This is a genomic window from Streptomyces monomycini (assembly GCF_022271435.1).
GTDB lineage: Bacteria > Actinomycetota > Actinomycetes > Streptomycetales > Streptomycetaceae > Streptomyces > Streptomyces monomycini.
In genome coordinates, this window is record NZ_JAFIQY010000013.1 from 119,775 (window position 1) to 141,284 (window position 21,510).

The 21,510-nt window shown below is 72.9% G+C and carries 19 protein-coding genes; 6 read left to right on the forward strand and 13 right to left on the reverse strand.

Annotated features, from left to right (window positions below):
- Positions 1–3 precede the first annotated feature (3 nt).
- Positions 4–1,215 (forward strand): aminotransferase class V-fold PLP-dependent enzyme, encoded by a 1,212-nt coding sequence (locus tag JXZ78_RS17520; protein WP_030021849.1) that lies wholly within the window; start codon positions 4–6, stop codon positions 1,213–1,215.
- 126 nt (positions 1,216–1,341) lie between these two features.
- Entirely contained in the window at positions 1,342–2,100 is a 759-nt protein-coding gene (locus JXZ78_RS17525) for a class I SAM-dependent methyltransferase (RefSeq protein ID WP_030021850.1), read from the forward strand.
- Between the two features lie 73 nt (positions 2,101–2,173).
- Here the strand turns inward: JXZ78_RS17525 and JXZ78_RS17530 are convergent, their stop codons facing one another.
- Both JXZ78_RS17530 and JXZ78_RS17535 read right to left on the reverse strand, forming a co-directional pair.
- Complete coding sequence (locus tag JXZ78_RS17530) at positions 2,174–3,007, reverse strand: VOC family protein (protein WP_308281044.1); 834 nt, start codon at positions 3,005–3,007, stop codon at positions 2,174–2,176.
- Between the two features lie 51 nt (positions 3,008–3,058).
- Complete coding sequence (locus JXZ78_RS17535) at positions 3,059–3,898, reverse strand: SigB/SigF/SigG family RNA polymerase sigma factor (protein WP_050502709.1); 840 nt, start codon at positions 3,896–3,898, stop codon at positions 3,059–3,061.
- 351 nt (positions 3,899–4,249) lie between these two features.
- On the opposite strand from JXZ78_RS17535, the gene JXZ78_RS17540 reads away from it, so the two are divergent.
- Positions 4,250–6,349, forward strand: coding sequence for a catalase (locus JXZ78_RS17540; RefSeq protein WP_030021853.1), 2,100 nt, complete (start codon positions 4,250–4,252; stop codon positions 6,347–6,349).
- Positions 6,350–6,519: 170 nt separating this feature from the next.
- Here the strand turns inward: JXZ78_RS17540 and JXZ78_RS40315 are convergent, their stop codons facing one another.
- The gene (locus JXZ78_RS40315; RefSeq protein WP_275127866.1) at positions 6,520–6,639 is read right to left on the reverse strand and encodes an LPFR motif small protein; all 120 of its coding nucleotides are present in this window, start codon (positions 6,637–6,639) and stop codon (positions 6,520–6,522) included.
- A 309-nt stretch (positions 6,640–6,948) separates the two neighbouring features.
- On the opposite strand from JXZ78_RS40315, the gene JXZ78_RS17545 reads away from it, so the two are divergent.
- Entirely contained in the window at positions 6,949–7,158 is a 210-nt protein-coding gene (locus JXZ78_RS17545) for a hypothetical protein (protein ID WP_030021854.1), read from the forward strand.
- Here JXZ78_RS17545 and JXZ78_RS17550 read toward each other — a convergent pair.
- From JXZ78_RS17550 to abc-f, 6 genes are all read right to left on the reverse strand, one after another.
- Entirely contained in the window at positions 7,122–8,354 is a 1,233-nt protein-coding gene (locus JXZ78_RS17550) for an amidohydrolase (protein WP_078624448.1), read from the reverse strand. The genes JXZ78_RS17545 and JXZ78_RS17550 overlap by 37 nt on opposite strands.
- Before the next feature lie 536 nt (positions 8,355–8,890).
- Entirely contained in the window at positions 8,891–9,907 is a 1,017-nt protein-coding gene (locus JXZ78_RS17555) for an ABC transporter permease (RefSeq protein ID WP_030021856.1), read from the reverse strand.
- Positions 9,904–10,797 carry an ABC transporter ATP-binding protein gene (locus tag JXZ78_RS17560; RefSeq protein ID WP_030021857.1) on the reverse strand — a complete coding sequence of 298 codons (894 nt, stop codon included), beginning with the start codon at positions 10,795–10,797 and terminating at the stop codon, positions 9,904–9,906. The genes JXZ78_RS17555 and JXZ78_RS17560 overlap by 4 nt, the downstream gene beginning before the upstream one ends.
- Positions 10,794–11,180, reverse strand: a complete 387-nt coding sequence (locus JXZ78_RS17565) for a GntR family transcriptional regulator (RefSeq protein ID WP_208870190.1) — start codon at positions 11,178–11,180, stop codon at positions 10,794–10,796. The genes JXZ78_RS17560 and JXZ78_RS17565 overlap by 4 nt, the downstream gene beginning before the upstream one ends.
- 221 nt (positions 11,181–11,401) lie before the next feature.
- Positions 11,402–12,544 carry a baeRF2 domain-containing protein gene (locus tag JXZ78_RS17570; protein WP_030021859.1) on the reverse strand — a complete coding sequence of 381 codons (1,143 nt, stop codon included), beginning with the start codon at positions 12,542–12,544 and terminating at the stop codon, positions 11,402–11,404.
- A gap of 369 nt (positions 12,545–12,913) precedes the next feature.
- Positions 12,914–14,608, reverse strand: a complete 1,695-nt coding sequence (gene abc-f / locus JXZ78_RS17575) for a ribosomal protection-like ABC-F family protein (protein WP_238783193.1) — start codon at positions 14,606–14,608, stop codon at positions 12,914–12,916.
- Positions 14,609–15,196: 588 nt separating this feature from the next.
- On the opposite strand from abc-f, the gene JXZ78_RS17580 reads away from it, so the two are divergent.
- Both JXZ78_RS17580 and JXZ78_RS17585 read left to right on the forward strand, forming a co-directional pair.
- On the forward strand, positions 15,197–16,669 hold the full coding sequence (locus JXZ78_RS17580; protein WP_078624450.1) for an amino acid permease: 1,473 nt from the start codon (positions 15,197–15,199) through the stop codon (positions 16,667–16,669).
- Positions 16,670–16,968: 299 nt separating this feature from the next.
- Complete coding sequence (locus JXZ78_RS17585) at positions 16,969–17,859, forward strand: alpha/beta fold hydrolase (protein ID WP_030021862.1); 891 nt, start codon at positions 16,969–16,971, stop codon at positions 17,857–17,859.
- Between the two features lie 111 nt (positions 17,860–17,970).
- Here JXZ78_RS17585 and JXZ78_RS17590 read toward each other — a convergent pair whose 3' ends face one another.
- The 4 genes from JXZ78_RS17590 to JXZ78_RS17605 form a co-directional block, all read right to left on the reverse strand.
- Entirely contained in the window at positions 17,971–18,960 is a 990-nt protein-coding gene (locus JXZ78_RS17590; protein WP_030021863.1) for an alpha/beta fold hydrolase, read from the reverse strand.
- Positions 18,961–19,068: 108 nt separating this feature from the next.
- Positions 19,069–19,629, reverse strand: a complete 561-nt coding sequence (locus JXZ78_RS17595; protein WP_030021864.1) for a hypothetical protein — start codon at positions 19,627–19,629, stop codon at positions 19,069–19,071.
- Positions 19,630–19,718: 89 nt separating this feature from the next.
- Complete coding sequence (locus JXZ78_RS17600; RefSeq protein WP_030021865.1) at positions 19,719–20,702, reverse strand: hypothetical protein; 984 nt, start codon at positions 20,700–20,702, stop codon at positions 19,719–19,721.
- 7 nt (positions 20,703–20,709) lie between these two features.
- On the reverse strand, positions 20,710–21,279 hold the full coding sequence (locus tag JXZ78_RS17605; protein WP_238783185.1) for a hypothetical protein: 570 nt from the start codon (positions 21,277–21,279) through the stop codon (positions 20,710–20,712).
- Between the last annotated feature and the right edge of the window lie 231 nt (positions 21,280–21,510).

Sequence of the window (21,510 nt, forward strand, 5' to 3'; positions counted from 1 at the left end):
CCGATGACCACGACGAACCCGCCCGCCATCGCGGCGCTGGACGAACTGAATGCCTGGCACACCGGCGTACGCGCCCAGTTCCCCATCATCACGGGCGCCCCGCGGCTCGCCTACCTGGACAACGCCGCCACGACGCAGAAGCCGCAGGCCGTGCTGGACGCCGTGCAGCACTACCTCACCACCGGCAACGCCAACGCCGGGCGCGGCACCTACACCTGGGCCAACCGGACCACGGCGCTGGTCGAGGAGACCCGGCAGCGCGTCAAGGAGTTCCTCGGCGATCCGGAGCCGGAGCGCTCCGGGGTGCACTTCGTCAGCGGGGCGACCGCGGGGCTGCGTGCCGTCGCGCACGACTGGCTGGCCGGTCAGCTGTCCGACGGTGACGAGATCGTGGTCCCGCTCGCCGACCACCAGGCGAACATCGTCCCGTGGCTGGAGGTACGGGACCTGCTCGCCCGGCAGGGCCTGCGCATACGGGTCCGCCCGATGCCGTACCAGGCGGGGTCCGGCGACTACGACCCGGCGGCCCTGGCCTCGCTGGCCGGGCCGCGGACCCGGTTCGTCGCGGTCACGCACGTCCATCACGTCTACGGCGGCGACATGAACGTGCACCGCATCCGGCAGGCGGTGGGCCCGGACGTGCCGATCTGCCTGGACGCGGCGCAGAGCGTGGGCCACATCCCGGTGTCACTGGCGGACCTGGACGTGGACTTCGCCGTCTTCTCCGGGCACAAGGCCCTGGCGCTGCCCGGTTCCGGTGCCGTGTGGTCCCGTAACGCGCGGGGCCCGGCGTTCGTGCCCGGCGGGTGGGACGGCAGCCCCAACACCACCGGCATCCGGAGCCTGCTCGCCGCGTTCGACTGGCTGGACGCGGTGGGCACCGGACGCGTCGAACGGTGGGCGTCGGCGCTGGCCGCCCGGCTGACCGAGGGGCTGCGCCACCTGCCCGCGTACCAGGTCCTGGGCTGCGGGCGCAGTCTGGCGGCCGATGCGGACATCCAGCGGCGGCAGGGCATCGTGACCTTCCGGCACCGCGCCATCGACTCGGGCGATCTCGGCTTCGCGCTGTTCGACCACGGCTTCATGGTCCGCTCCGACAGTCTCTGCCAGGGCAGCGGGGGCGAGCGGCAGCACTCGGTCCGGGTGAGCCTGCACGCGTACAACTCCCCGGCGGAGATCGACCGGCTGCTGGACGTGCTGGGCGCGTGTGCCTGACTCCTGGGGGCCCGCCCCTGGGGAGTGACCCCTTTGGAGTGACAGCACGCCATTGGAAACCGTTTTCACCTGTAGGTTGAGGACCACCGGCGGACAGGTGCGAGACGGCTGAGGTGGCGCGACCGGATGGGACTGAGCACGGCTACGGCCGCCCTGTGGGTGCGGCGGTGGGAACGACAGCAGCAGCGGTACGCGATCGACCGTGAGGAACGCTTCACGGTCGTCGCCGACGCCGTGGAGAAGGTGACCGCGCAGCAGGAGCGGTCGCTGGTCCTGGACCTGGGCTGCGGGCCCGGCTCGCTGGCCGCGCGGCTGGCCCGGCGGCTGCCCGGCGCGGACGTCGTGGCGGTGGACAAGGACCCCGTCCTGCTGGCGCTGGGACGGACCCACCACGGCGACGCCGTGCGGTTCGTCGAGGCGCCGGTCGGCGCGGCCGGCTGGACCGGCGCCCTGGGCCTGGACCGCCCGCTGGACGCGGCGGTCTCCTCGACGGCGCTGCACTGCCTGGCACCGGACGCGCTGCGCCGGGCGTACGAGGACCTCGCCGGCCTGGTCCGGCCCGGCGGCGTGCTCGTCAACAGCGACCGGTTCCGCAGCCCGCGGGGGGACCGTGCGGCGGAGGTGGCGGCCCAGGTGGGGCTGCGGCGGGCCGAACGGCAGCGGCCGCCCGGCCGCGAAGACTGGGCGGCCTGGTGGGCCGCTGCCGCCGCCGACCCGGAGCTGGCCGGCCCGTTCACCGCCCGCCGCGCCCGGCACACGGCGCACAGCGTGCACAACGGGCTGCCGCTGTCCCATCACGCACGGCTGCTGCGCCGGGCCGGTTTCCGGCACGCGGCGCCGGTCTGGCAGTTCGGCGAGGATGCGGTGCTGGTGGCGGTGAGGTAGGTCCGGCGGGCTCGGGAGGGGGGTGGTTCCGGTGGGATCGGCCGTGGCGTTGCTGTCGTCCCGCCCGGTGGGCTCAGGTGACGGCGCCGATGATGTGGAACAGGGTGCCCTCCGGGTCGCGCAGTTCGGCCACGGGACCGTGCGGGGTGCGTTCGGCCTGGGACTCCACCCGGCCGCCCAGCTTCTTCGCGGTCCCCACGGCCTCCTCGACGCTCGGCACCTGGAAGTGGATGTTCCAGCGCGGCCGCACCTGCGGGTCGGCCGCCGCCTCGATGGCACCGCCGTAGAGGCCCACCACGTCCCGGTCGTCGGCGCTGAGCACCACCCGCTCGTCCTCCCAGCGCACGTCGAAGGGGCTGTCGTCCGCCTCGCTGTGCCAGCCGAAGAGGTCGCCGTAGAACCGCGCGGCGTCGAACGCGTCCCGGGTGCGCAGCTCCACCCAGACCGGCGCGCCGGTGCCGACCGGCTGCCGGTTGGCCCCCGGGGCGCTCTCCCGGCACTCCCACAGGCCGAAGTTGGCCCCGGCCGGGTCGGCGGCCAGCGCCAGCCGGCCCGCGTCGAAGTCCAGCGGGCCGATGGCGACCGTGCCGCCGCGCTCCCGCACCCCGTTCGCCGCCTCGTCCGCGTTGTGCGTACCGAAATACGTCGTCCACGCGTTGGGCAGTTCGGTGTGGCGGGCGGCCGCGCTCAGCCCCGCCACCGCCGTGTCCCCGGCCATCGCCCGTACGTACGGGCCCCACCGGTCCGGTCCGGCCTCGAACCGCCAGCCGAGCAGCGGTCCGTAGAAACGCGTCGCGACGTCGAGGTCCCCCGTCAGGAGGGTGGCCCACGACGGCACCCCGGGAACGAACGTCATCTGGCACTCGCCCATGTAAAGCCGGCCCTTCTCCACCATTGTCTCCAGCACTGCTACTGCGGTCCTACCAGGAAAGGCGGGACCGCATGTCATTTCACCGGGTCAAGCCGCAACCGAACTGGCGGGCGCCTCGGGGCCGGTCCCGTCGGCCTGCTCGCGAATGCGGGCGCAGGTCCGCTTGATGAGACGGCACACATGCATCTGGGACAGCCCCAGTTCCTCGCCGATGCGGCTCTGCGTCATGTCGCAGAAGAACCGCATGTACAGGATGCGGCGCTCACGTTCCGGCAGGCCGCGCAGACCGTCGCGCACCGTTTCCCGGGCGAGCACCAGCTCGTACTGCGACTCGGTGAAACCGATACTGTCACGGAGGGCGAAATCGTCGTCGGCGCCCGGCCGCTCGGCGTCCAGCGAAAGGGTTTTGTAGCTTTCGATGGCTTCCAGGCCGAGGATGACGTCGTCGGCACAGAGCCGGGTGCGTTCGGCAATCTCCGAGACGGTCGGGAAACGACTGTCGGAGGCCGCGGCCAGTTCGCGTACGGCGAGCCGTACGGTGTTGCGGAGTTCCTGGACGCGACGGGGTACGTGCACGCCCCAGGTGCAGTCCCGGAAATGCCGCTTGACCTCACCGACGATGGTGGGGATCGCGTAACTCTCGAATGCGCTGCCACGCTCGGGCCGGTACCCGCCGATGGCCTTCACCAAGCCCAGCGCGGCCACCTGTTTCAGATCGTCCATGCTTTCACCGCGGTCCCGGAACCGCAGCGCGAGACGTACCGCCATCGGCAGCCAGGCGCGTGTCAGTTCATCGCGCAGCCGCCTTTTCTCCGGGCCTTCGGGCAGTTCTGCCAGGCGTGTGAAAACGGCGTTCGTCTCGGCCGCGTCCGGGGTGTCCGGAAAAGCTCGTCGGCGGCGCGACGGAGCCGTGGCAGCTGTGCTCACGGGACCACTCTCCCAACGGACGCGGGGTCTGGGCGTCGTCTCCGAGACGGCGGAGGCACACCTTCGGGACAGCCTCCGGCTGCCCGCACACCGGGTCCGACCAGGTACGCGGTGTACGCCCAACGTCTGCACATCCGAGCATAGGTCGATCCGGGGCGGCTCGCCTGCGGAGCGCTCACGCGTCGCTGCACCCCGTCATCCGACCGGCCCGAAATGCATGTTTGGTATCCCCTCATGCCGGATACCCAGCCCGGCGGAGTGCCGTCGCGACGGGCCGCCGGAATCGGCGCGCCATTGGCCGTACGGGCTCCCGCACACGTGTGGACAGGGCAGACAAGGAGCGAGAATCCGATGGCCGACCCGAAGCAAGAACAGCGTGACCGCTTCCGCGCCGAAGACCCGGCCTCCGGGCCCATGACAACCGACCAGGGCGTGCCGGTCGACCACACCGACGATTCCCTCCAGGCGGGCGAGCGCGGCCCTACGCTGATGGAGGACTTCCACTTCCGGGAGAAGATCACCCGCTTCGACCACGAGCGGATCCCGGAGCGGGTGGTGCACGCGCGCGGAGCCGGGGCGTACGGGTATTTCCAGCCGTACCGCTCGTGTGCGGAATTCACCCGGGCCGCCTTTCTCCAGGACCCGTCCGTGAAGACTCCGGTATTCGTCCGGTTCTCCACCGTGCAGGGCCCGCGCGGCTCCGCCGACACCGTGCGTGACGTGCGGGGATTCGCGACGAAGTTCTACACCTCGGAGGGCAATTACGACCTGGTGGGGAACAATTTCCCGGTCTTCTTCATCCAGGACGGCATCAAGTTCCCGGACTTCGTGCACGCGGTGAAACCGGAGCCGCACAACGACATCCCGACGGGCGCGTCCGCGCACGACACCCTGTGGGACTTCGTCTCGCTGCAGCCCGAGACGCTGCACACGATCATGTGGCTGATGTCCGACCGGGCCATCCCGCGCAGCTACCGGATGATGCAGGGCTTCGGCGTGCACACCTTCCGGTTCGTCAACGCGCAGGGTCAAGGCACCTTCGTGAAATTCCACTGGAAGCCGAAGCTGGGCGTGCACTCCCTGGTGTGGGACGAGGCCCAGGAGGCCCAGGGCCGGGACCCCGACTTCAACCGCCGGGACCTGTGGGACACCATCGAGGCCGGCGCGTACCCCGAGTGGGAGCTGGGCGTGCAGCTGGTACCGGAGTCGGACGAGCACGAGTTCGACTTCGACCTGCTGGACGCCACCAAGATCATCCCGGAGGAGCAGGTCCCGGTGGAGCCCATCGGCCGGATGGTGCTCGACCGCAACCCCGACAACTTCTTCGCCGAGACCGAGCAGGTCGCGTTCCACACGGCGAACGTCGTACCGGGCATCGACTTCACCAACGACCCGCTGCTCCAGGCCCGCAACTTCTCCTACCTGGACACCCAGCTGATCCGGCTCGGCGGGCCGAACTTCGCGCAGATCCCGGTCAACCGGCCGGTCGCCCCGGTCCGCAACCACCAGCGCGACGGGTACCACCAGAACGAGATCCACCGGGGCGCCAACTACCACCCGAACTCGCTCGGCGGCGGCTGCCCCGCGCTGGCCGACCCGGACGACCCGGCGTTCCGGCACTACACCGAGCGCGTGGACGGCCGGAAGATCCGGCGCCGCAGCCCCAGCTTCGAGGACCACTACACGCAGGCGGCGATGTTCTGGCACAGCATGGCCGACTGGGAGCAGAAGCACATCGTCGACGCGTTCCGCTTCGAGCTGGGCAAGGTGGGCACCAAGGAGGTCCGCGCCCGTACGGTCGAGCAGCTCTCGTACGTGGACCACGCGCTGGCCGTCGCGGTCGCCGAGGGCATCGGCGTCCCCGCGCCGCCGGAGCGCCCGAACACGCCGCAGCCGGCCCCCTCCCCCGCGCTGAGCTTCGAGAACAACCGCGGGGACGGCTCGATCAGCACGCGGCAGATCGCCGTGCTGGTCTCCGACGGCGTGGACGCGGCGCAGACCATCGCGGTCCGCGACGCGCTGGCCGAGCAGGGCGCGATCGTGGAGCTGCTCGCCCCGCAGGACGGCACCGTTCAGGACAAGGACGGCAGCACGCTCGCCGTGGACCGGGCGCTGCCCACCGTCGCCTCGGTGCTCTACGACGCGGTGCTGCTCCCCCCGGGCGGACTGGACTCCGGCAACGCGGCCGCCGACGACGCGGCCCTGCGGTTCGTCCGCAGCGCCTACCGGCACGGCAAGCCGATCGGTGCCCTGGGCGCGAGCGTGGACAAGCTGGCGGACCAGCTGCCGGGTGAGCTGCGTACGGCGGCCGACGGGGACGCGACCGTCTCCGAGGCGGGCATCGTCACCGACCGGCTCGCGGCTGGGACGACCGCCCAGGACTTCACCGGCGCGTTCGCCGAGGCGGTCGCGGCACACCGGCACTGGAACCGCCCGGCGCTGCCCGGCTGACCTGGGCCGTGAACCCGGCGCTGCCCGGCCGACCCCGGACCGTAGGCCCGGCGCTACTCAGCTGCCACCGGGTCGCAGGCAGCAAGAAGGCGTACGGCCGGGAGACGGCCGTACGCCTTCTTGCTCTTGCGCCTTCTTGCTCTTGTCGTCGGTTTCCCGGCCCGGCCGGGTCAGCGGGCCGAGCGTGAGGCGCCGCCGAACAGCCGGGCCAGCGCCCTGAACGGCAGGGTGACGACTGTCGCGAGCGTGCTGCCCACGGCCCTCAGCACGTCCGCGATGGCTCGGAACATCCCACGTACCTCCTGGTCTCGGTGGTCGCGGCGGAACCGGGACCGGCCGGACGCCCGTGCCCGGCCCGCCGCGAACGGCCGCAGCACCGGGTAGCCCCCGTACGGCGCGGGAAACCCGTACGGGCGGACGGGCCGCCGCCCGCCCGGGCATGATCACCGCACGGCAGGGAACCCGCTGGTGCGTGGGACGCCCGGTGCACACCGGGTGCCCGGCGACCGCACCACCCCGCGAGGCCCGGGCCACGGCGCGCGCCGGACGACCGGCCCGCCGGGCCGCACGGCCGGCGGGCCCACAGGAAGGACTGCTCCATGGGAACCAAGGGAAACGACCGCGAGCACACCGACTCCGCCGCCGACGAGCTGGTCAAGGAGTTCGAGGACGCGGAGCTGGACGTCACGGGCGAGTCGGACGAGGACGAGCGGGTCGGCAAGGAAGGGGACACGTTCTCCACCAACCTGGCGGAGCAGCAGAACGCGGCGGGTCACCCGAGAGGCGAACCGGCCGACGAGCGCCCCTGACGCGTACCGGCGGGACGGGCCCGGGCACGGTGCGCTGCCGTGACCCGGGCCCGCTGCTCGACGTCGGCAGCCAGGTCAGCGGCTGTCAGGGCCATCGCCAGGGCGCCGTCCAGCACCGCGCGGTCGGCGTGCTCGCCGGTGGTCGCCTCGGCGAACTCGGCCGTGTGCGGCCGGGCGTGGCAGGACAGGCCGATGGTGGGGTGGACGGCGGGCAGGGCCTGGCTGATGTTCCCCATGTCGGTGGAGGCCCCGATGAACACCGCGGGCTCGGGGTCCCGGCCCAGGGCCCGTACGTGCCGTGCGTAGGTGTCGCCGAGCCACGCGTCCTGGCGCAGGTCGGCGTAGGCGGGGGACGGTTCGGTCAGCGTCAGCTCGCAGCCGGTGGCCACCGCGCCCGCCTCGAAGCAGGCCCGTACGCGGGGCCACAGCGTCTCCAGTTCGTCCAGGGTGTCCGCGCGCAGCTGCCAGCTCATCCGGGCCCGCGCCGGGATGATGTTGGTACGGTCGCCGCCGTGGGTGACGATGCCGTGCATCCGTACGCCGTCGGGCAGTTGCTGGCGCAGCAGGGCCAGCGCGGTCTGCGCGACCACGCACGCGTCGGCCGCGTTCAGGCCGTCGTACGGCGCGATGGCCGCGTGCGCGGCGCGGCCCTGGTACTCCGCCTGCACACCGCGTGAGGCCCGGGACGTACCGCCGAAGTCGTCCGCCGGTCCCGGGTGGACCATCAGCGCGCACGACACGTCGTCGAACGCCCCCGCGTCCAGCATGAGGATCTTGCCGCCACCGCCCTCCTCCGCGGGCGTGCCCAGTGCCTTCACCCGCACCCCGAGGTCACCGGCGGCCGCCGCCAGCGCGATGGCCGCGCCCGCCCCGGCGGCGGCGATCAGGTGGTGTCCGCAGGCGTGGCCGAGGTCCGGCAGCGCGTCGTACTCCAGGCACAGCCCCACGGTCAGGTCGGCGTCGGCCGGTCCCGCGGTGGCGGTGAAGGCGGTCGGCAGCCCGGCCGTACCGCGCTCGACGGTGAAGCCCGCGTCCGCCAGCAGGCGGGTGAGGACGTCGGCCGCGTGGTGTTCGGCGAAGGCCGTCTCGGGGTGCGCGTGGAGGTCGCGGGCGAGCGAGAGCAGCGGGTCGCGCACGGCGCCGAGCCGGGCGCGGATCGCGGCGTCAGGGGTGGGGGCGGGGGCGGTACGGGCCAAGGTCGGCCTCCTCGTCGGTTTGGCTCCCGTAGCGGCCGGTGCGGCCGGAGCGCGCCCGGGTGGGGTGCGGTTCAGCGGTCCATGGTCATGGACCGTAACGCGGCGGCCGCCGCCAGGCCCAGACTGTGCCTGCCGTTCCGTCCGCTCCGGCAGGCGGTGCTGGTGCGCTCGCGCTTCGTGGGACGGACGCGCCGTTCCCCCCGGTGTGCGCCCGGAATCCGCGACCGGGCGCGGAACGTGCGCCCTGCCCGGCCGGCGCGCCCGCTCCTAGCCTGCGAGCGTGGGCCACAGGAGGAAGAGCGAAAGGAAGGTCGAGTTGACGGTGACGGTCTTCACCAAGACCGTGAGCAAGCAGGTCACGGCGCCTTCAGCCGGTTCCTACGGCTTCGCCTGACCAGCTCGGCCCTGCCTGCCGGGGCGGCCCTGGACCCGACGGCCGGCCCCGGCGGAAGGAGTCCGTCGCACGGCCCCGGCCCGCACGGCTCCGGCCCGCACCCCGCACGGCTCCGGCCCGCACCCCCCACGGTCCCGGCCTCTCAGCTCCTGCGGCGGCGCAGCCACCAGGAGCAGAAGCCGCCCGCCAGGACGGCCAGGGCGAGGTAGATGGCGGTTTCGGACCACTGGAAGGCCCAGTAGCGGTCGGCGGGCTGGTAGGCGATCCGCGTGTGCAGATCCGCCGGGACGGTGCAGCCCTCGGCTCCCCCGTCACCGGCCGGCGCCGCGCTCTGCCCGCAGGCCAGGCTGCGGCCGGTGTCCCGGCCGGACCGGTCGAGGACCGGGCTCGCCCCGGAGACGACCCAGTCACCGGGCCTGGACACCTGTACGTCCACGCGGGCCTCGGCACCGGAGCCCGACCTGAGGAGCGTGTAGCGGCCCGACGTGCTCTGCGAGAGGTCCACCGCGACGTCGGTGTGCACCGGTTCCTGGAGGTACGGGCGGACCGCGACCGGCATCAGGATCTGCACGGCGGCGAAGACCGCGAGGGTGACGGCCATGGCGGGTACGGTCCGGCGGATCAGTAGCCCGGCACAGGCACCGACGGTGAACGCGAAGGCCGCGTAGCCGAGTGGCGCGATGCCGCGCGCGCTGAACAGCAGGGGCGAGAAGCGGTCCATGGCGACCTGGTCGAGGGGGCCCGCCCACCACGTCACCAGGAGGCTGAGCAGGCCGGTGACGACGACGGCGGCCAGGCCGACGGTGGCGAGCTTGACCGCGAGCCAGCGGGCGCGGGTCACGCTCTGGTTCCAGACCAGCCGGTGGGTGCCCGTCTCCACTTCGCGGGCGATGAGCGGCGCGCCCCAGAAGACGCCGAGCAGGCCGGGTACGGCGATGACGAGGCCCGTGGCGAGGTGGGACAGGCCGGTGTACCGGGAAAGGAAGTCCGCCTCGGCGGCGGCACAGCCACTCGCGCAGCCGGTGACGGCGGTGACGGCGGTGTCATAGGAGTGCCGCATCTGCAGGCCGGTGACCAGCAGGAGGAGGGCGATCGCGGCCAGGGCTGCGAGGGCGACGAGGACGTGGACGCGTAACTGGCGCCAGGTCAGCCAGATCATCTCAGCGTCTCCGGTACGGGTCGGGCGCCGGGCGTGGCTGCGGCCGGGTCCAGGTAGGTGAGCACGAGGTCCTCCAGGTCGAGCGGTTCCATGACCCAGGCCGGGTCGTGGGCGGCGGTCTCGGCACGGACGACGAAGGTGCTCTGCCGGCCGGTGTGGACGGCCCGGACGACCTCCAGGCCGTCCGGCAGGCTGTCGCCGTCGCGGCGTGCCGTGGTGAGGCGGAAGTGGGTGGTCAGCAGTTCCTCGACGTCGCCGGCGAGCCGGACCCGGGAGGCGACGAGTGCGATCAGGTGGTCGCAGACCCGTTCCAGGTCGGAGACGAGGTGCGAGGAGAGAATGACGGTGGCTCCGTGCTCCGCCACGAACTCCATGAGGCCGCGCAGGAACTCGCGCCGCGCCAGCGGGTCGAGAGCGGCCACCGGTTCGTCCAGGAGGAGCAGTTCGGGCCGCTTGGCGACCGCGAGGGTCAGCGCGAGCTGGGCGCGCTGCCCGCCGGAGAGGGCGCCGGCCCGCTGAGCGGGGTCGATGCCGAGCCGGCGGATGCGGTCCGCCGCGAGCCGGGCGTCCCAGCCCGGATTGAGGCGGGCGCCCAGCCGCAGGTGGTCGGCGACGGTCAGGGCGGCGTAGGCCGGTGCGTCCTGGGCGACGAAGCCGACCTTCGCCAGCTGTTCCGGGCCGGACGCGGGCGGCTCGCCGAGGACCGTGACGGTGCCCGAAGTCGGCGAGATCAGCCCGCAGGCCAGTTGTAACAGGGTGGATTTCCCGGCGCCGTTGGGGCCGACCAGCCCGACCACCCGCCCGCGCGGCACGCTCAGGGTGCAGTCGGACAGCGCCTGGCGCCGCCCGTACCGCTTGCCCAGGCCTGCGGTTTCCAGAATCGCGGTCATGTCTCCTCTTCGATGTGCGTACGGAACGTGGTCCGGAACAGCGCCTCGATGCCCTCCTCGTCCAGCCCGGCGGCCCGCGCCCTGCCGAGCCAGCGCCGCAACTCCCGGCGCAGCGGCTCGTGTTCGGCGGGCGAGAGGTCGCCGAGGGTGCCGGTCACGAAGGTGCCGACCCCGGGTTTGGGCGCGGCGAGGCCCTGGTGTTCGAGCTCCCGGTACGCCTTGAGGACGGTGTTGGGGTTGACCGCCACCTGGGCCGCGACGTCCTTGACCGTGGGCAGGCGATCCCCCTCGGAGAGCAGGCCGAGACGCAGGGCCTGGCGCACCTGCTGGACCAGTTGCAGGTACGGCGCGACACCGGAGCGGGTGTCGAGGTGGAACTCCATCACGGACCAACTCTATTCATCTAGGCTCCTAGCACTTTAGGACTCTAGCTGTATGCCGGTCCGTATCCTGGTGCCCCGTAACGGAGTTGGCCGGATTCCGGACGGTCGCGGCCGGTTCGCGTCCGCTGCCGTCGCTGACGTACCGCTCCCGTCCACGCGAAAAGACCGGTGCCCGGACAGTGCGGAGACTGTCCGGGCACCGGTCCGGTGCGGCCGTGGGCCTACTCGTGCTGGGTCGGTGTGCTCCAGCGGAGGATGGCGCCGAGGCCGCCGGCCGGGGCTTCGGCGGGGTCGCGGACGACCACGGCCTCGGCCCCGTTCGCGGCGGCCGAACGGAGCAGGGCGTCGTCCGCGCGGGCCGCGGACGGGTTGGTCTCGCCCAGGTACTGCAGTTCGGAGTTGCGGACCGCCAGCTGGTCGGCGCCGGGGCCCACCCAGACCTCGCGGCCGGCGTCGGCGCCGCCGGGGGTGATGATCAGGGTGTCGATGCGGTGCTCGCGCGCCGCTTCGACGAGGGCCGGTACGCCGGTCGCGGCGTACGCGGGGTCCGTGCCGCCCACTCCGGCGCCCGCCCGGAAGCGGTCCAGGACGTCGGCCACGTGGTCGCGCTCATGGGCGGCGCGTACGTGGGCGATGTCGCGTGCCAGCGCGGTGCTGTCGGAGCCCGCGGCCCGGCCGCCGTGGTCGCTCTCGTAGGTCACCGAGCGCAGCTGCTCGGGGAGCTTGTCGTGGACCGAGCGGCGTTCGCGGGGGTCGCCCGCCAGCAGCATGACCTTGGCCCCGCAGCTGTGGAAGACGCGCTGCGCGGCCTCGGCGATCTCGCCGGCGTTCTGTTCCCAGGTGTTCTCGACCGCGGTCTGGAAGTGCCGTTCGGACCAGTCCGCCGTAGCGGTGCGGTGGATCGGCCAGTCCACGCCGTCGACCTTGCCGGCTGCCTCGCCGCCCCGGTCGTCGTGCAGCTCGAAGTTGGCGCCCTGGCGGTCCACGTAGACCACGAGGCAGCCGGCGTTGTCCGCCGCGGCCTCGGCCCACGGGGTGATCCGGGGCAGCGGCGACCAGGCCGCGAACGGCTGGGCGGGGCGCCCGGCGAGCGGGGTGTCCAGGACGACCTCGCCGTCCGTGGCGAAGACCGCCCGCCCGGAGGGGGCCGCGGTGTCGCCGTCGGCGCGGAATCCGGCCAGGGCCTCGCGCACGGCGTCGCACGTGGCCCGGTCCGCCCCTTGCTCCGCGAGCTGCCGGGCCGCCGCGTCCGCCGACAGCTCCCGCTGCTTGGCCGCGTCCTCGGTACTGTGCGGCACCTCGGCGTACACGGAGGCCCAGGGGCCCGGCCGGTCGATGATCGGTTGAAGGAGCGAGAGGTGCATGGCGCTTCCTCCTCAGGGTGCGCGGGTCACCGACTGACAGGCGTGACAGCCTCGACGGTGATGTCTTGACGGTGTTCCGGGTGCCCGGTTTTCGATGGTTGCAACGTGTGCGGACGGTTTCTGTGTGGCGCTCGCGGCCGGTGGGTCCCGCGTGCCGGACACGTGCTCGTGTGCCGTGCACCGCTCCCCCGGCCGTACGCCGCCGTCCGGCCTGTCCGCACGCGTGCCCGTTCACCGCGCCGCCATGCCCCTCCGTCACCGGACTGGTTGTCGCTTCACCCTTTCCTCGCGGGCTCCTCGCGGACTCCTCCTCCACTCTCGGCCCTCGGCCCGGCGGGCGCACCCGGAGCGCGCCCGCCGTCCGCCCGTTCAGCGGCTCCCCGCGGCACTCTCCCGCTCCTGCACCGCCCGGCCGCCGTCGAGCTCCAGCTCACGTCCGCGGAACCCGCTGCGGAAGCGTCGGTCGTGGGAGACCACGACCACCGCGCCGCGGTAGGCGGACAGCGCCTCCTCCAGCTCCTCGACCAGGGCGAGCGAGACATGGTTGGTCGGCTCGTCCAGGACCAGCAGGTCGGCGGGGTGCGTCACCAGGCGCGCCAGTTCCAGCCGGCGCCGCTGGCCGACGGACAGGGCCGCGACCGGGACCGCCAGGTCCTCCTCCCGGAACAGGCCGAGGGACAGCAGCCCGGGCGCGTGCTCCTCGGGCGGGCCGGGGAGGCCGGCGGCGAAGGCGGCGAGCAGGGACTGCCGGGGCGGTGCGGCCGACAGTTCCTGCGCCAGGTATCCGGTACGGGCCGGCCGGCGCACGGTGCCCGTGTCGGGGCGCAGGTCACCGGCCAGGACGCGCAGCAGCGTCGACTTGCCGGCGCCGTTGGGGCCGGTCACCAGCAGGCGGTCGCCCGGCTGCACGGTCAGTTCGGCGATGCGGAGCCGGTCGCCGACGGTGATGCCGGTGAGTTCGGCGAGCGCACCAGGCGTGGTGGCGGCTGTAGTGGCCGGCGATGTCGCAGCCGTAGTGGCGTACGGGGTGGTGGAAAGGGGGGTGGAAAGAGCGGTGGAAGGGGTTGCCGTGGCCAGTTCGGCCGTGAACCGGAGCGGTACGGGAGGCGGCGGCACCGGATGGCGACGGAGCCGGGCCAGCCGTTGCCGGGCCGCCCTGACCTGGCCGGACAGTTTCGCCTCGTGCGAGCGGCGGTGCTTGCCGAAGCCCTCGTGCGGGTCCTTGCCGGTCCCGGCCAGCCGCCGGCCGGCCGACTCCGCCAGGTCGGCGGTCCGGGCGACCTCCGCCAGCCACTCCTCGCGGTCCTGCGCCCAGCGGCGGCGGGCCGCGGCCTTCGCCGTACGGTAGCCCTGCCAGCCGTCGCCGTACCGCGTGACGGTCCGCAGGTCGCGGTCGACCTCAAGGATGGCCGAGGTGACCGTTTCGAGCAGGTCACGGTCGTGGGACACGAGGACGAGCGTGCCGCGGTGCGCCGCGAGGTGTGCCGTCAGCCAGGCGGTGGCCTGCTGGTCGAGGTGGTTGGTGGGCTCGTCGAGCAGAAGCAGTCCGGGCGCGGCGGCCAGTACGCAGGCGAGCGACAGGCGCGACCGCTCGCCGCCCGAGAGCGAGCCGAGCACCCGGTCGCGGGTGAGGTGGCCCAGTCCGAGACCGTGCAGGGCGGCGTCCACGCGGGCGTCCGCCTGGTAGCCGCCGCGCTCCTCGTACGTGGTCAACAGCTCGCCGTATGCGTCGAGTTCGTCCGGCGCCGCGGTGGCCAGCGCGGCTTCCGCGGCGCGTATCCGGGCTTCGAGGTCACGCAGTCCGGCGAGCGCCGCGTCGACGGCGTCCTGGACGGTGCCGCGCGGGTCGAGTGCGGAGGTCTGGCCGAGATGGCCGGTGCCGTCGGGGAAGGACACGGTGATCTCGCCCGTGTCCGGCGTCTCGGCACCGGCCAGCAGCCGCAGCAGCGTGGATTTGCCGGCACCCTTCTCTCCGATGACGCCGGCCTTCTCACCGGGGCGCACGGTCAGCGAAACCTGCTCCAGCACGGCGCGGTCACCGTAGCCGTGGGAGACGTCTTTCATGGTCAATTGGGCGCGATGGCGCACGGGTGTTCCCTGGGTACGTCGTGGCCGCGCCGTGCGCGCTTCGCACGGGGGCCGGATTCCGATGGAGGCCGGGAAGGCAGCGCGCAGGAGCATGCGAAATGCGGGGACAGATGGGTCTCCGGCTGCGGCTGCGGCTGCGGCTGCGGCTGCGGAAAGAAGTGACCGCGGAATCGGCGCGGCGGCCCTGCGGCAAGTGGTTCTGCGCGGGCGGCAACGCTGCCGGTCGTACGGCGGAGCGGCGAAGCCTCAGCCGCCCGCGGTCACGCCCGGTCTCAGATGAAGTAGTACCAGGAAGCCATGTCCTCCACTGTAGCCGACGGGCACGGCGGACGAACGGAAACAACTGTCCGGGACACGCCCGCACCGGGCCGCGCCGGGCCGGACCCATTCCCGCACGCGGTGCGCCGCGTCCCGGCGCCGGTCCCAGTATTTGAGATGCCGGAGCGTTACGTTGCGAGGACGCGGACGCCTGACGGAGACTCCGACCGGGAACGCGTACGTCCGTTTCCCGTACCCCTGAGAGAGTTCGGAACACCCACCGTGAGTCTGCTGCGCAAAAAGCCTTTGGAGCGAGCCGTCAAGGAGGCTCGTGGAGAGGGCGAACAACAACTTCGCCGGGATCTTTCCGCGCTCGATCTGACCATCCTCGGGGTCGGTGTCATTCTCGGCACCGGAATCTTCGTGCTGACCGGTACGGTGGCCCGGAACATGGCCGGGCCGGCCGTGGCGCTCTCCTTCGTCGTCGCCGCCGCGGTCTGCGCCTGCGCCGCGCTGTGCTACGCCGAATTCGCCTCCTCGGTCCCGGTCGCGGGCTCCGCGTACTCGTATTCGTACACCTCGCTCGGCGAACTGCCGGCCTGGATCATCGGCTGGGCGCTGAGCCTGGAACTGACCCTGGCCACCGCGGTGGTGGCGGTCGGCTGGTCCGGTTATCTGCAATCCATGCTCAACAGCCTGGGCCTGCACCTTCCCGCCGCGCTGAGCGGGGGCGACGACGCCGTGGTGAATCTTCCCGCGGCGCTTCTCGTGCTCGTCCTGGGCGTGGTGCTCGTCGTCGGCGGAAAGCTGTCCAAGGGCGTCACCAACGTGCTGGTAGGCATCAAGCTGGCGATCGTGCTGCTGGTCATCGTCGCCGGGCTGTTCTTCATCGACACCGCGAATTACCAGCCCTTCGTGCCCGAGGCGCAGCACACCGCCAAGGTGTCCGGACTGCAGGCTCCGCTGTTGCAGCTTTTGACGGGCATCACCCCGACGGCATTCGGTGTCGCGGGAATTCTCAGCGCCGCCGCCATGGTCTTCTTCGCCTACATCGGTTTCGACATGGTGGCGACCTCCGCCGAGGAGACCCGCCGCCCGCAGCGCGATCTGCCCATCGGCATCATCGCCTCGCTGATCATCGTCACCGTGCTGTACGTGGCGGTGTGCCTGGTGGTCACCGGAATGCAGCACTATTCGCAGTTGTCGGTCAAGGCTCCGCTGGCCGACGCCTTCACCGCGAAGGGCCATCCCTTCTTCGCCACGGTCATCAGTCTCGGCGCGGTGGTCGGCCTCGCGGCGGTGAGTCTGATCTGTTTCCGGTCGCAGAGCCGCGTCATCTTCGCGATGGCCCGGGACGGGCTGCTGCCGAAGGCGCTGTGCAAGGTGGACCCGCGGCACGGCACCCCGAAAGCCAATCTGGTCGTGCTCGCCGTGATCATGGCGGCGCTGGCGGCGTTCCTGAAGTTCGACCTGCTCGCCGAAATGGTCAACATCGGCACGTTGTTCGCCTTCGCGGCGGTGTCCGCCAGTGTCCTGATCATGCGGCGCACGGCCCCCGACCTGCCCCGCGCGTTCCGTACGCCGTGGGTGCCGTTCATCCCGCTGGTCTCGCTGCTGTGCTGCCTGTACCTGATGCTCAACCTCCAGCTCATCACCTGGGTCGGCTTCCTGGTCTGGCTCGCGGTCGGCCTCGCGCTGTACTTCGGCTACGGCCGGCGGCACAGCAAGCTCAACGAGCGGACGCGGGACACGGCGGAGGAGGCGGGGGCCGCGGTGTAGCGGTACGGGGGTTCCGGTCCGGGCCGGCCCGGACCGGGACTGGTCTGGACCGGGACTGGTCTGGACCGGGACTGGTCTGGACCGGCCCGGGGCCGGGCCGGTCATACGGCGTCGGTCCCCGTCCGTAATTCCCGTGCACCGGCCGATACGGCTGGTTACCGTGTGCCCCATGGGTTTCGTCATCAAGGTGCAGCTCTCGCGCACCCGTTCCAACGGCTGAGGCCGCCGCCGGTCCGCACCGGCGGCGGCCTCCGTACGCGCGACCGCCTTTCCCCCTCTGATGACGAGGACGCACAGCCATGCCTTCCACACACTCTCCCGGGCACGTCTCTGCCCGCCCCACCTTCCTCTTCGTGCACGGCGGTTCCAGCAACGCGCAGGCGTGGGGCCCGCTCCGCAACGAACTGGCCCTGCTCGGCCACCGCTCGTACGCAGTCGACCTGCCCGGGCACGGTGTCGGGGCCCGCCGCCCCGCCGCCTACTACAGCGCGCGGCAGGACACCGGCGCTCTGGCGGCCGAGCCGTCGCCGATGCGTGGCGTCACGCTGGAGGACAACGTCCGGCACGTGGTCGGTGTCGTCCAGCGGCTCGCCGAGCACGGCCCGGTGATCCTCGCGGGCAACAGCCTCGGCGGCGTCACGATCAGCGCCGTCGGCAACGCCGTACCGGAGCTGCTCGCCCGTATCGTCTACATCTCCGCGACCTGCCTCAGCGACACCCGGATGCTCACCGAGGCGTGGGACGTGCCCGAGGGCGAGGAGAACCTGCTCGACGCCGCCGCCGCGCGGATCGAGCTGCCCGGCACGCAGGCCAACGGCTTCGCCCGGCTGAACTGGCGGGCCGCGCAGGACGACCCGGAACTGTTCGCGCGGCTGAAGGCCGCGATCATGGCGGACGCCACGGACGACCTGTTCCGGGCGCTGCTGGACTCGATGGACCCGGACGAGGGTTACGCGGTGGTGGCTCCCGGCTGTGTGGTGCGCGCCGACCGGTGGGGCCGGGTGCCGCACTCCTTCCTGCGGCTCACCGCGGACCGCAGCATTCCGCTCACCGTCCAGGACCGCATGATCGCCCAGGCCGACGCGCTGACGCCGGACAACCCGTTCGACGTGCACGATCTGGCCGCGTCGCACGTCGGATACTTCAGCCGGCCGGCCGAGTTCGCACGGGTGCTGGCCGGGCTCGTCTGACGCGGGGGTTCGGGGCGGCGTACGGCCAGGTGGAACGAGCGGCCGGCGCATGCCCGGAACAACGAGCGACCGGCGCACGCCCGGAAAGAGCGTGCGCCGAACCGCTCCCCCTCACTTCGCCGCGGGCAGTTCCGCCAGGAACTCCAGCAGCGCGGCAGTGACCTCCGCCGGCCGCTCCTGCTGCGTCCAGTGGCCGCAGCCGGGCAGGGCCGGGGCCTGCCGCAGGTTCGGCATCGCCCGTTCCAGGGCGGGCAGCAGCTGGTCGACGCCCGGGAAGGCGCGGACCAGGTCGCGGTCGCCCGCCATGTACAGGGCGGGGACGTCGAGGCCGCGGCCCTGGAACGGCGCGAGCAGTTCCCAGCTGCGGTCGATGTTGCGGTACCAGTTCAGGCCGCCGGTGAAGGCACGGGCGCCGTGCCGGGCGTACTCGCCGACGAAGGTCTGGATGTCCTCCTCGGTCAGCCAGCCGGGCAGTTCCGCCGGCTCCTCCATCGTGTCCAGCAGCTTGGCGCCCTCCGGAACGACCCACGGGCGCGGCGGGTCGGTGAACGGGCTGTCGCCGGAGCCGTTGGACAGTATGGCGCGGAAGGTGGCGGCCGGGTTCTGGGCCAGCTCGGCGTCGGCGACGCCCGGTTCCTGGAAGTAGACCTGGTAGAAGCCGTCCCCGAGGAGTTCCCGCAGGCGGGCCAGGGGCGCCACGGGAGAGCGCGGCGCGGGCGGCACGCTCAGCCCGACGACACCGCGCACCACGTCCGGACGCAGCAGCGCCGTCGTCCAGGCCACCGGGGCGCCCCAGTCGTGGCCGACGACGACCGCCTGTTCCTCCTCCAGCGCGTGGATCAGTCCGATCACGTCACCGGTCAGGTGCAGCATGGTGTACGAGGCGATGTCGGCCGGCTGGTCGCTGCGCGCGTACCCGCGCTGGTCCGGTGCCACGACCCGGTATCCGGCCGCCGCCAGCGGCGCGAACTGGTGGCGCCAGGAGTACCAGCACTCCGGGAAGCCGTGCAGAAGCAGGACCAGGGGCCCCTCCCCCTGTTCGGCGATGTGCAGCCGGACGCCGTTCACCTCGACGGAGCTGTGCTCGACTGCGCTGGTCACATGTCCTCCTGCGGTCGTCTGCCGGGCGCACCGTTCGGTGCGGGGTCTCACGTAACGCACCGAACGGTACGGCCAACGGCCGCGCAGCGGAACGCCGTCGGACGGGCTTCACTCCCGCCCGGCGGGGGCGCTCGCGGGCTGTGCCGCGGGCGCGCCGACGACCACCCGGGTGGTGTGCCGGACGGTGGGCGTGTCGGCGCTGGTCACGGTGATCGTCAGGGCTCCGGCCGGTCCCGGGGCGGCCCCCTGCCGCGGGGTGAGGGCGAACGGGGTGAAGGCCACGCCCCGTTCGACGTCCCCCAGCGCACAGGTCATGACCTGGCCCGCCACAGCGCACCGGTGCCCCTCGTCGACCCGGGTGATGTCCGCCCGGCCCGCGAGGACGGGCAGGTCGATCCGTACCTCGACATCCTTGACGACGCGCGCCTCCCGGACCTCCAGGGTGATCCGGTACTCCTCGGGAAGGTGGTCCCGGAGCGGGAGGCGGTACGGGGGGACGGAGTAGGTGTCCGTCATGCCGGTGAGCGTCAGCCGCGGCCCCGCGGCGGGCGCTTCGTCCGCGACCGCGGCCACCGGAGCCTTGCCGCCGGCCGTCACCGTCACGGCCAGCGTCACCAGCACCACGGCCGCGGCGGTCCCCGCCACGCGCTGCGACCGTGTCCCGGTCATCGATCCGTTCATACGAGGCCAGACCGGCGCGGATGCAAGATGGTTGCACGCTGGACCAGAATTGGGCGGCTCCGCGGGGCACCGGCCTCTCACCGCGTGTCCGTCCCGTCCCGGGGCTGGGTGCCCGGCATGAGCTGGACCAGGATCGTGTCGTCGTCCTCGATGACGAAGGCGGGGTCGGTACGGGCGCGCCAGCCGACGGGGAGGACGTAGTAGCGGCGGTCGCGCTCCAGGATCAGGCGCAACCCGGTGTAGCGGTAGCGGTAGTGCATGCCCGGAAGGGTCTCGGTCACCAGGCCGGGGCCGGACAGGCTGAGGCGCTCGACGCTCAGCACGACGACGGCGGGACGGCGGACGAGGTGGGCGGCGGTCGACCGGGCGTCCTGCGTACCCAGTCGGCCCGCGACCAGGGCGATCACCCATACGAGGAACAGCGCCGCCGCCGCGATGGGAAAGCCCCTGCGCCACAGGCCACGCGGCGGGCGTACGGGGTTCGCCGCGTCGCTCTGGCCCAGTACGAGGCCGGTGGCCACCAGCAGCGGCGCCGCCCACCCGTACGGCTGGATGCGCTGCCACAGCAGCATCAGCACGACACCGGCGGCCACGAACAGTACGTACTGGCGGGCGACGGCCCGGCCCGCGCGGCGCATCCCGAGGGTGACGCGGTACGGGACACGGAGCGAGACGAGCAGTTCCGGCAGGCGCGGCGTCACGGCCAGGAGGGCGAGGCTGACGAGGACCGGCAGGGTCACCAGGCGCAGGCTCCAGATGATCATCTGGGGGAAGCCGAAGCCGAGGATCGACGCTCGGACGTGGAAGTAGGCGAAGTAGGCGCTGCTGTGCATGACGCCCGCGTAGAACATCAGGCCGCCGACGAGCGATCCGGCGCCCAGGACGGTGTTGGCCCACTCGAACCGCTGACCGGGCTGCGGCGGCGTGTCGGAACCATCGGAACCAGAGGCGCGGGAGGGCGGGGCAGCACGGCGGAGCTGTCTGCGGCGCCGGGCACGGACGCGGGCACGGACGCGGGCCGCGGCGGCCGGATCGTCCGGTACGGCAGGTGGGGCGCCCATCGCCGGATCAGGGCACGTCGGTGGCGGCCGGGCTGGGGCCGGGCCGGGTGTTCCCGCTGTCCGCCGACCGCGGGGACTGCCGGGTCTCGCCGGTCGGGCCGCCGCCCCAGTTCCGCCCGTACTGCCCGGTGTCCGTCCGCGAAGGGCTGGGGGCGCTCTCCTCCGTCGGCGGGGAGGAATCGTCCGCCCGGCACGAGATCTTCCGGCCAGCGGAGTCGGTGCACGACGGCGCGGGCGACTCGTGGCCTTGGCTGGGCGTGTCGCCGACGCCGTACGTCTCCGGGACGCCGGTGTCCTCCGGCGGCTGTGACACCGGTGCGACCGGGTCACCACCCTGGCTGTACGCGGCCGAGCCCTCACCGGCACCGTGCGAACCGTCTCCGGCGCCGTACGAGCCGTCCCGGCCGCCGGGCCCACCCGAGCTCGGCCCCTGCGCCCCTGACGCCCCGCCGTCCGCCGCGCCGCTCCCGGACACCGACGACACGGCGCCGCCGGACCCCGCACCGGGCGGAACGCCGCCGGGCCCTGGCCCGGCGGACCGGCCACAAGCCGTGGTGGTGGCGACAAGGATCAGCACCGCCGTCACGGTGGCACGACCGGCTTTCGCTGCTGCGGACCTCATCCCGGACCCCCGTCCCCCGCGAGCCGCTGCCTGCGAGGCTAGCAGCGGTCCGCCGGCCGGTCACCGGCCGGCGGAGGGCGCATTGAGCGGGCCGCGCGCCCCCTGCGCCGCTCCCAGCGAGCCGTCCGACGCGTCCGACGCTCCGCTCCCGCGCGCCCTACGGCTCCTCTGGTCCGGGTACGGGCT

Excerpts from the sequence above, each read along its gene's own strand:
- JXZ78_RS17600 (WP_030021865.1), bottom strand. The coding sequence starts at position 20,702 with ATGGGCGCCCCACCTGCCGTACCGGACGATCCGGCCGCCGCGGCCCGC.
- JXZ78_RS17570 (WP_030021859.1), bottom strand. The coding sequence starts at position 12,544 with ATGCACCTCTCGCTCCTTCAACCGATCATCGACCGGCCGGGCCCCTGG.
- JXZ78_RS17585 (WP_030021862.1), top strand. The coding sequence starts at position 16,969 with ATGCCTTCCACACACTCTCCCGGGCACGTCTCTGCCCGCCCCACCTTC.
- JXZ78_RS17565 (WP_208870190.1), bottom strand. The coding sequence starts at position 11,180 with ATGGAGTTCCACCTCGACACCCGCTCCGGTGTCGCGCCGTACCTGCAA.
- JXZ78_RS17595 (WP_030021864.1), bottom strand. The coding sequence starts at position 19,629 with ATGACCGGGACACGGTCGCAGCGCGTGGCGGGGACCGCCGCGGCCGTG.
- JXZ78_RS40315 (WP_275127866.1), bottom strand. The coding sequence starts at position 6,639 with ATGTTCCGAGCCATCGCGGACGTGCTGAGGGCCGTGGGCAGCACGCTC.
- JXZ78_RS17540 (WP_030021853.1), top strand. The coding sequence starts at position 4,250 with ATGGCCGACCCGAAGCAAGAACAGCGTGACCGCTTCCGCGCCGAAGAC.
- abc-f (WP_238783193.1), bottom strand. The coding sequence starts at position 14,608 with ATGAAAGACGTCTCCCACGGCTACGGTGACCGCGCCGTGCTGGAGCAG.
- JXZ78_RS17560 (WP_030021857.1), bottom strand. The coding sequence starts at position 10,797 with ATGACCGCGATTCTGGAAACCGCAGGCCTGGGCAAGCGGTACGGGCGG.
- JXZ78_RS17520 (WP_030021849.1), top strand. The coding sequence starts at position 4 with ATGACCACGACGAACCCGCCCGCCATCGCGGCGCTGGACGAACTGAAT.
- JXZ78_RS17545 (WP_030021854.1), top strand. The coding sequence starts at position 6,949 with ATGGGAACCAAGGGAAACGACCGCGAGCACACCGACTCCGCCGCCGAC.
- JXZ78_RS17555 (WP_030021856.1), bottom strand. The coding sequence starts at position 9,907 with ATGATCTGGCTGACCTGGCGCCAGTTACGCGTCCACGTCCTCGTCGCC.
- JXZ78_RS17525 (WP_030021850.1), top strand. The coding sequence starts at position 1,342 with ATGGGACTGAGCACGGCTACGGCCGCCCTGTGGGTGCGGCGGTGGGAA.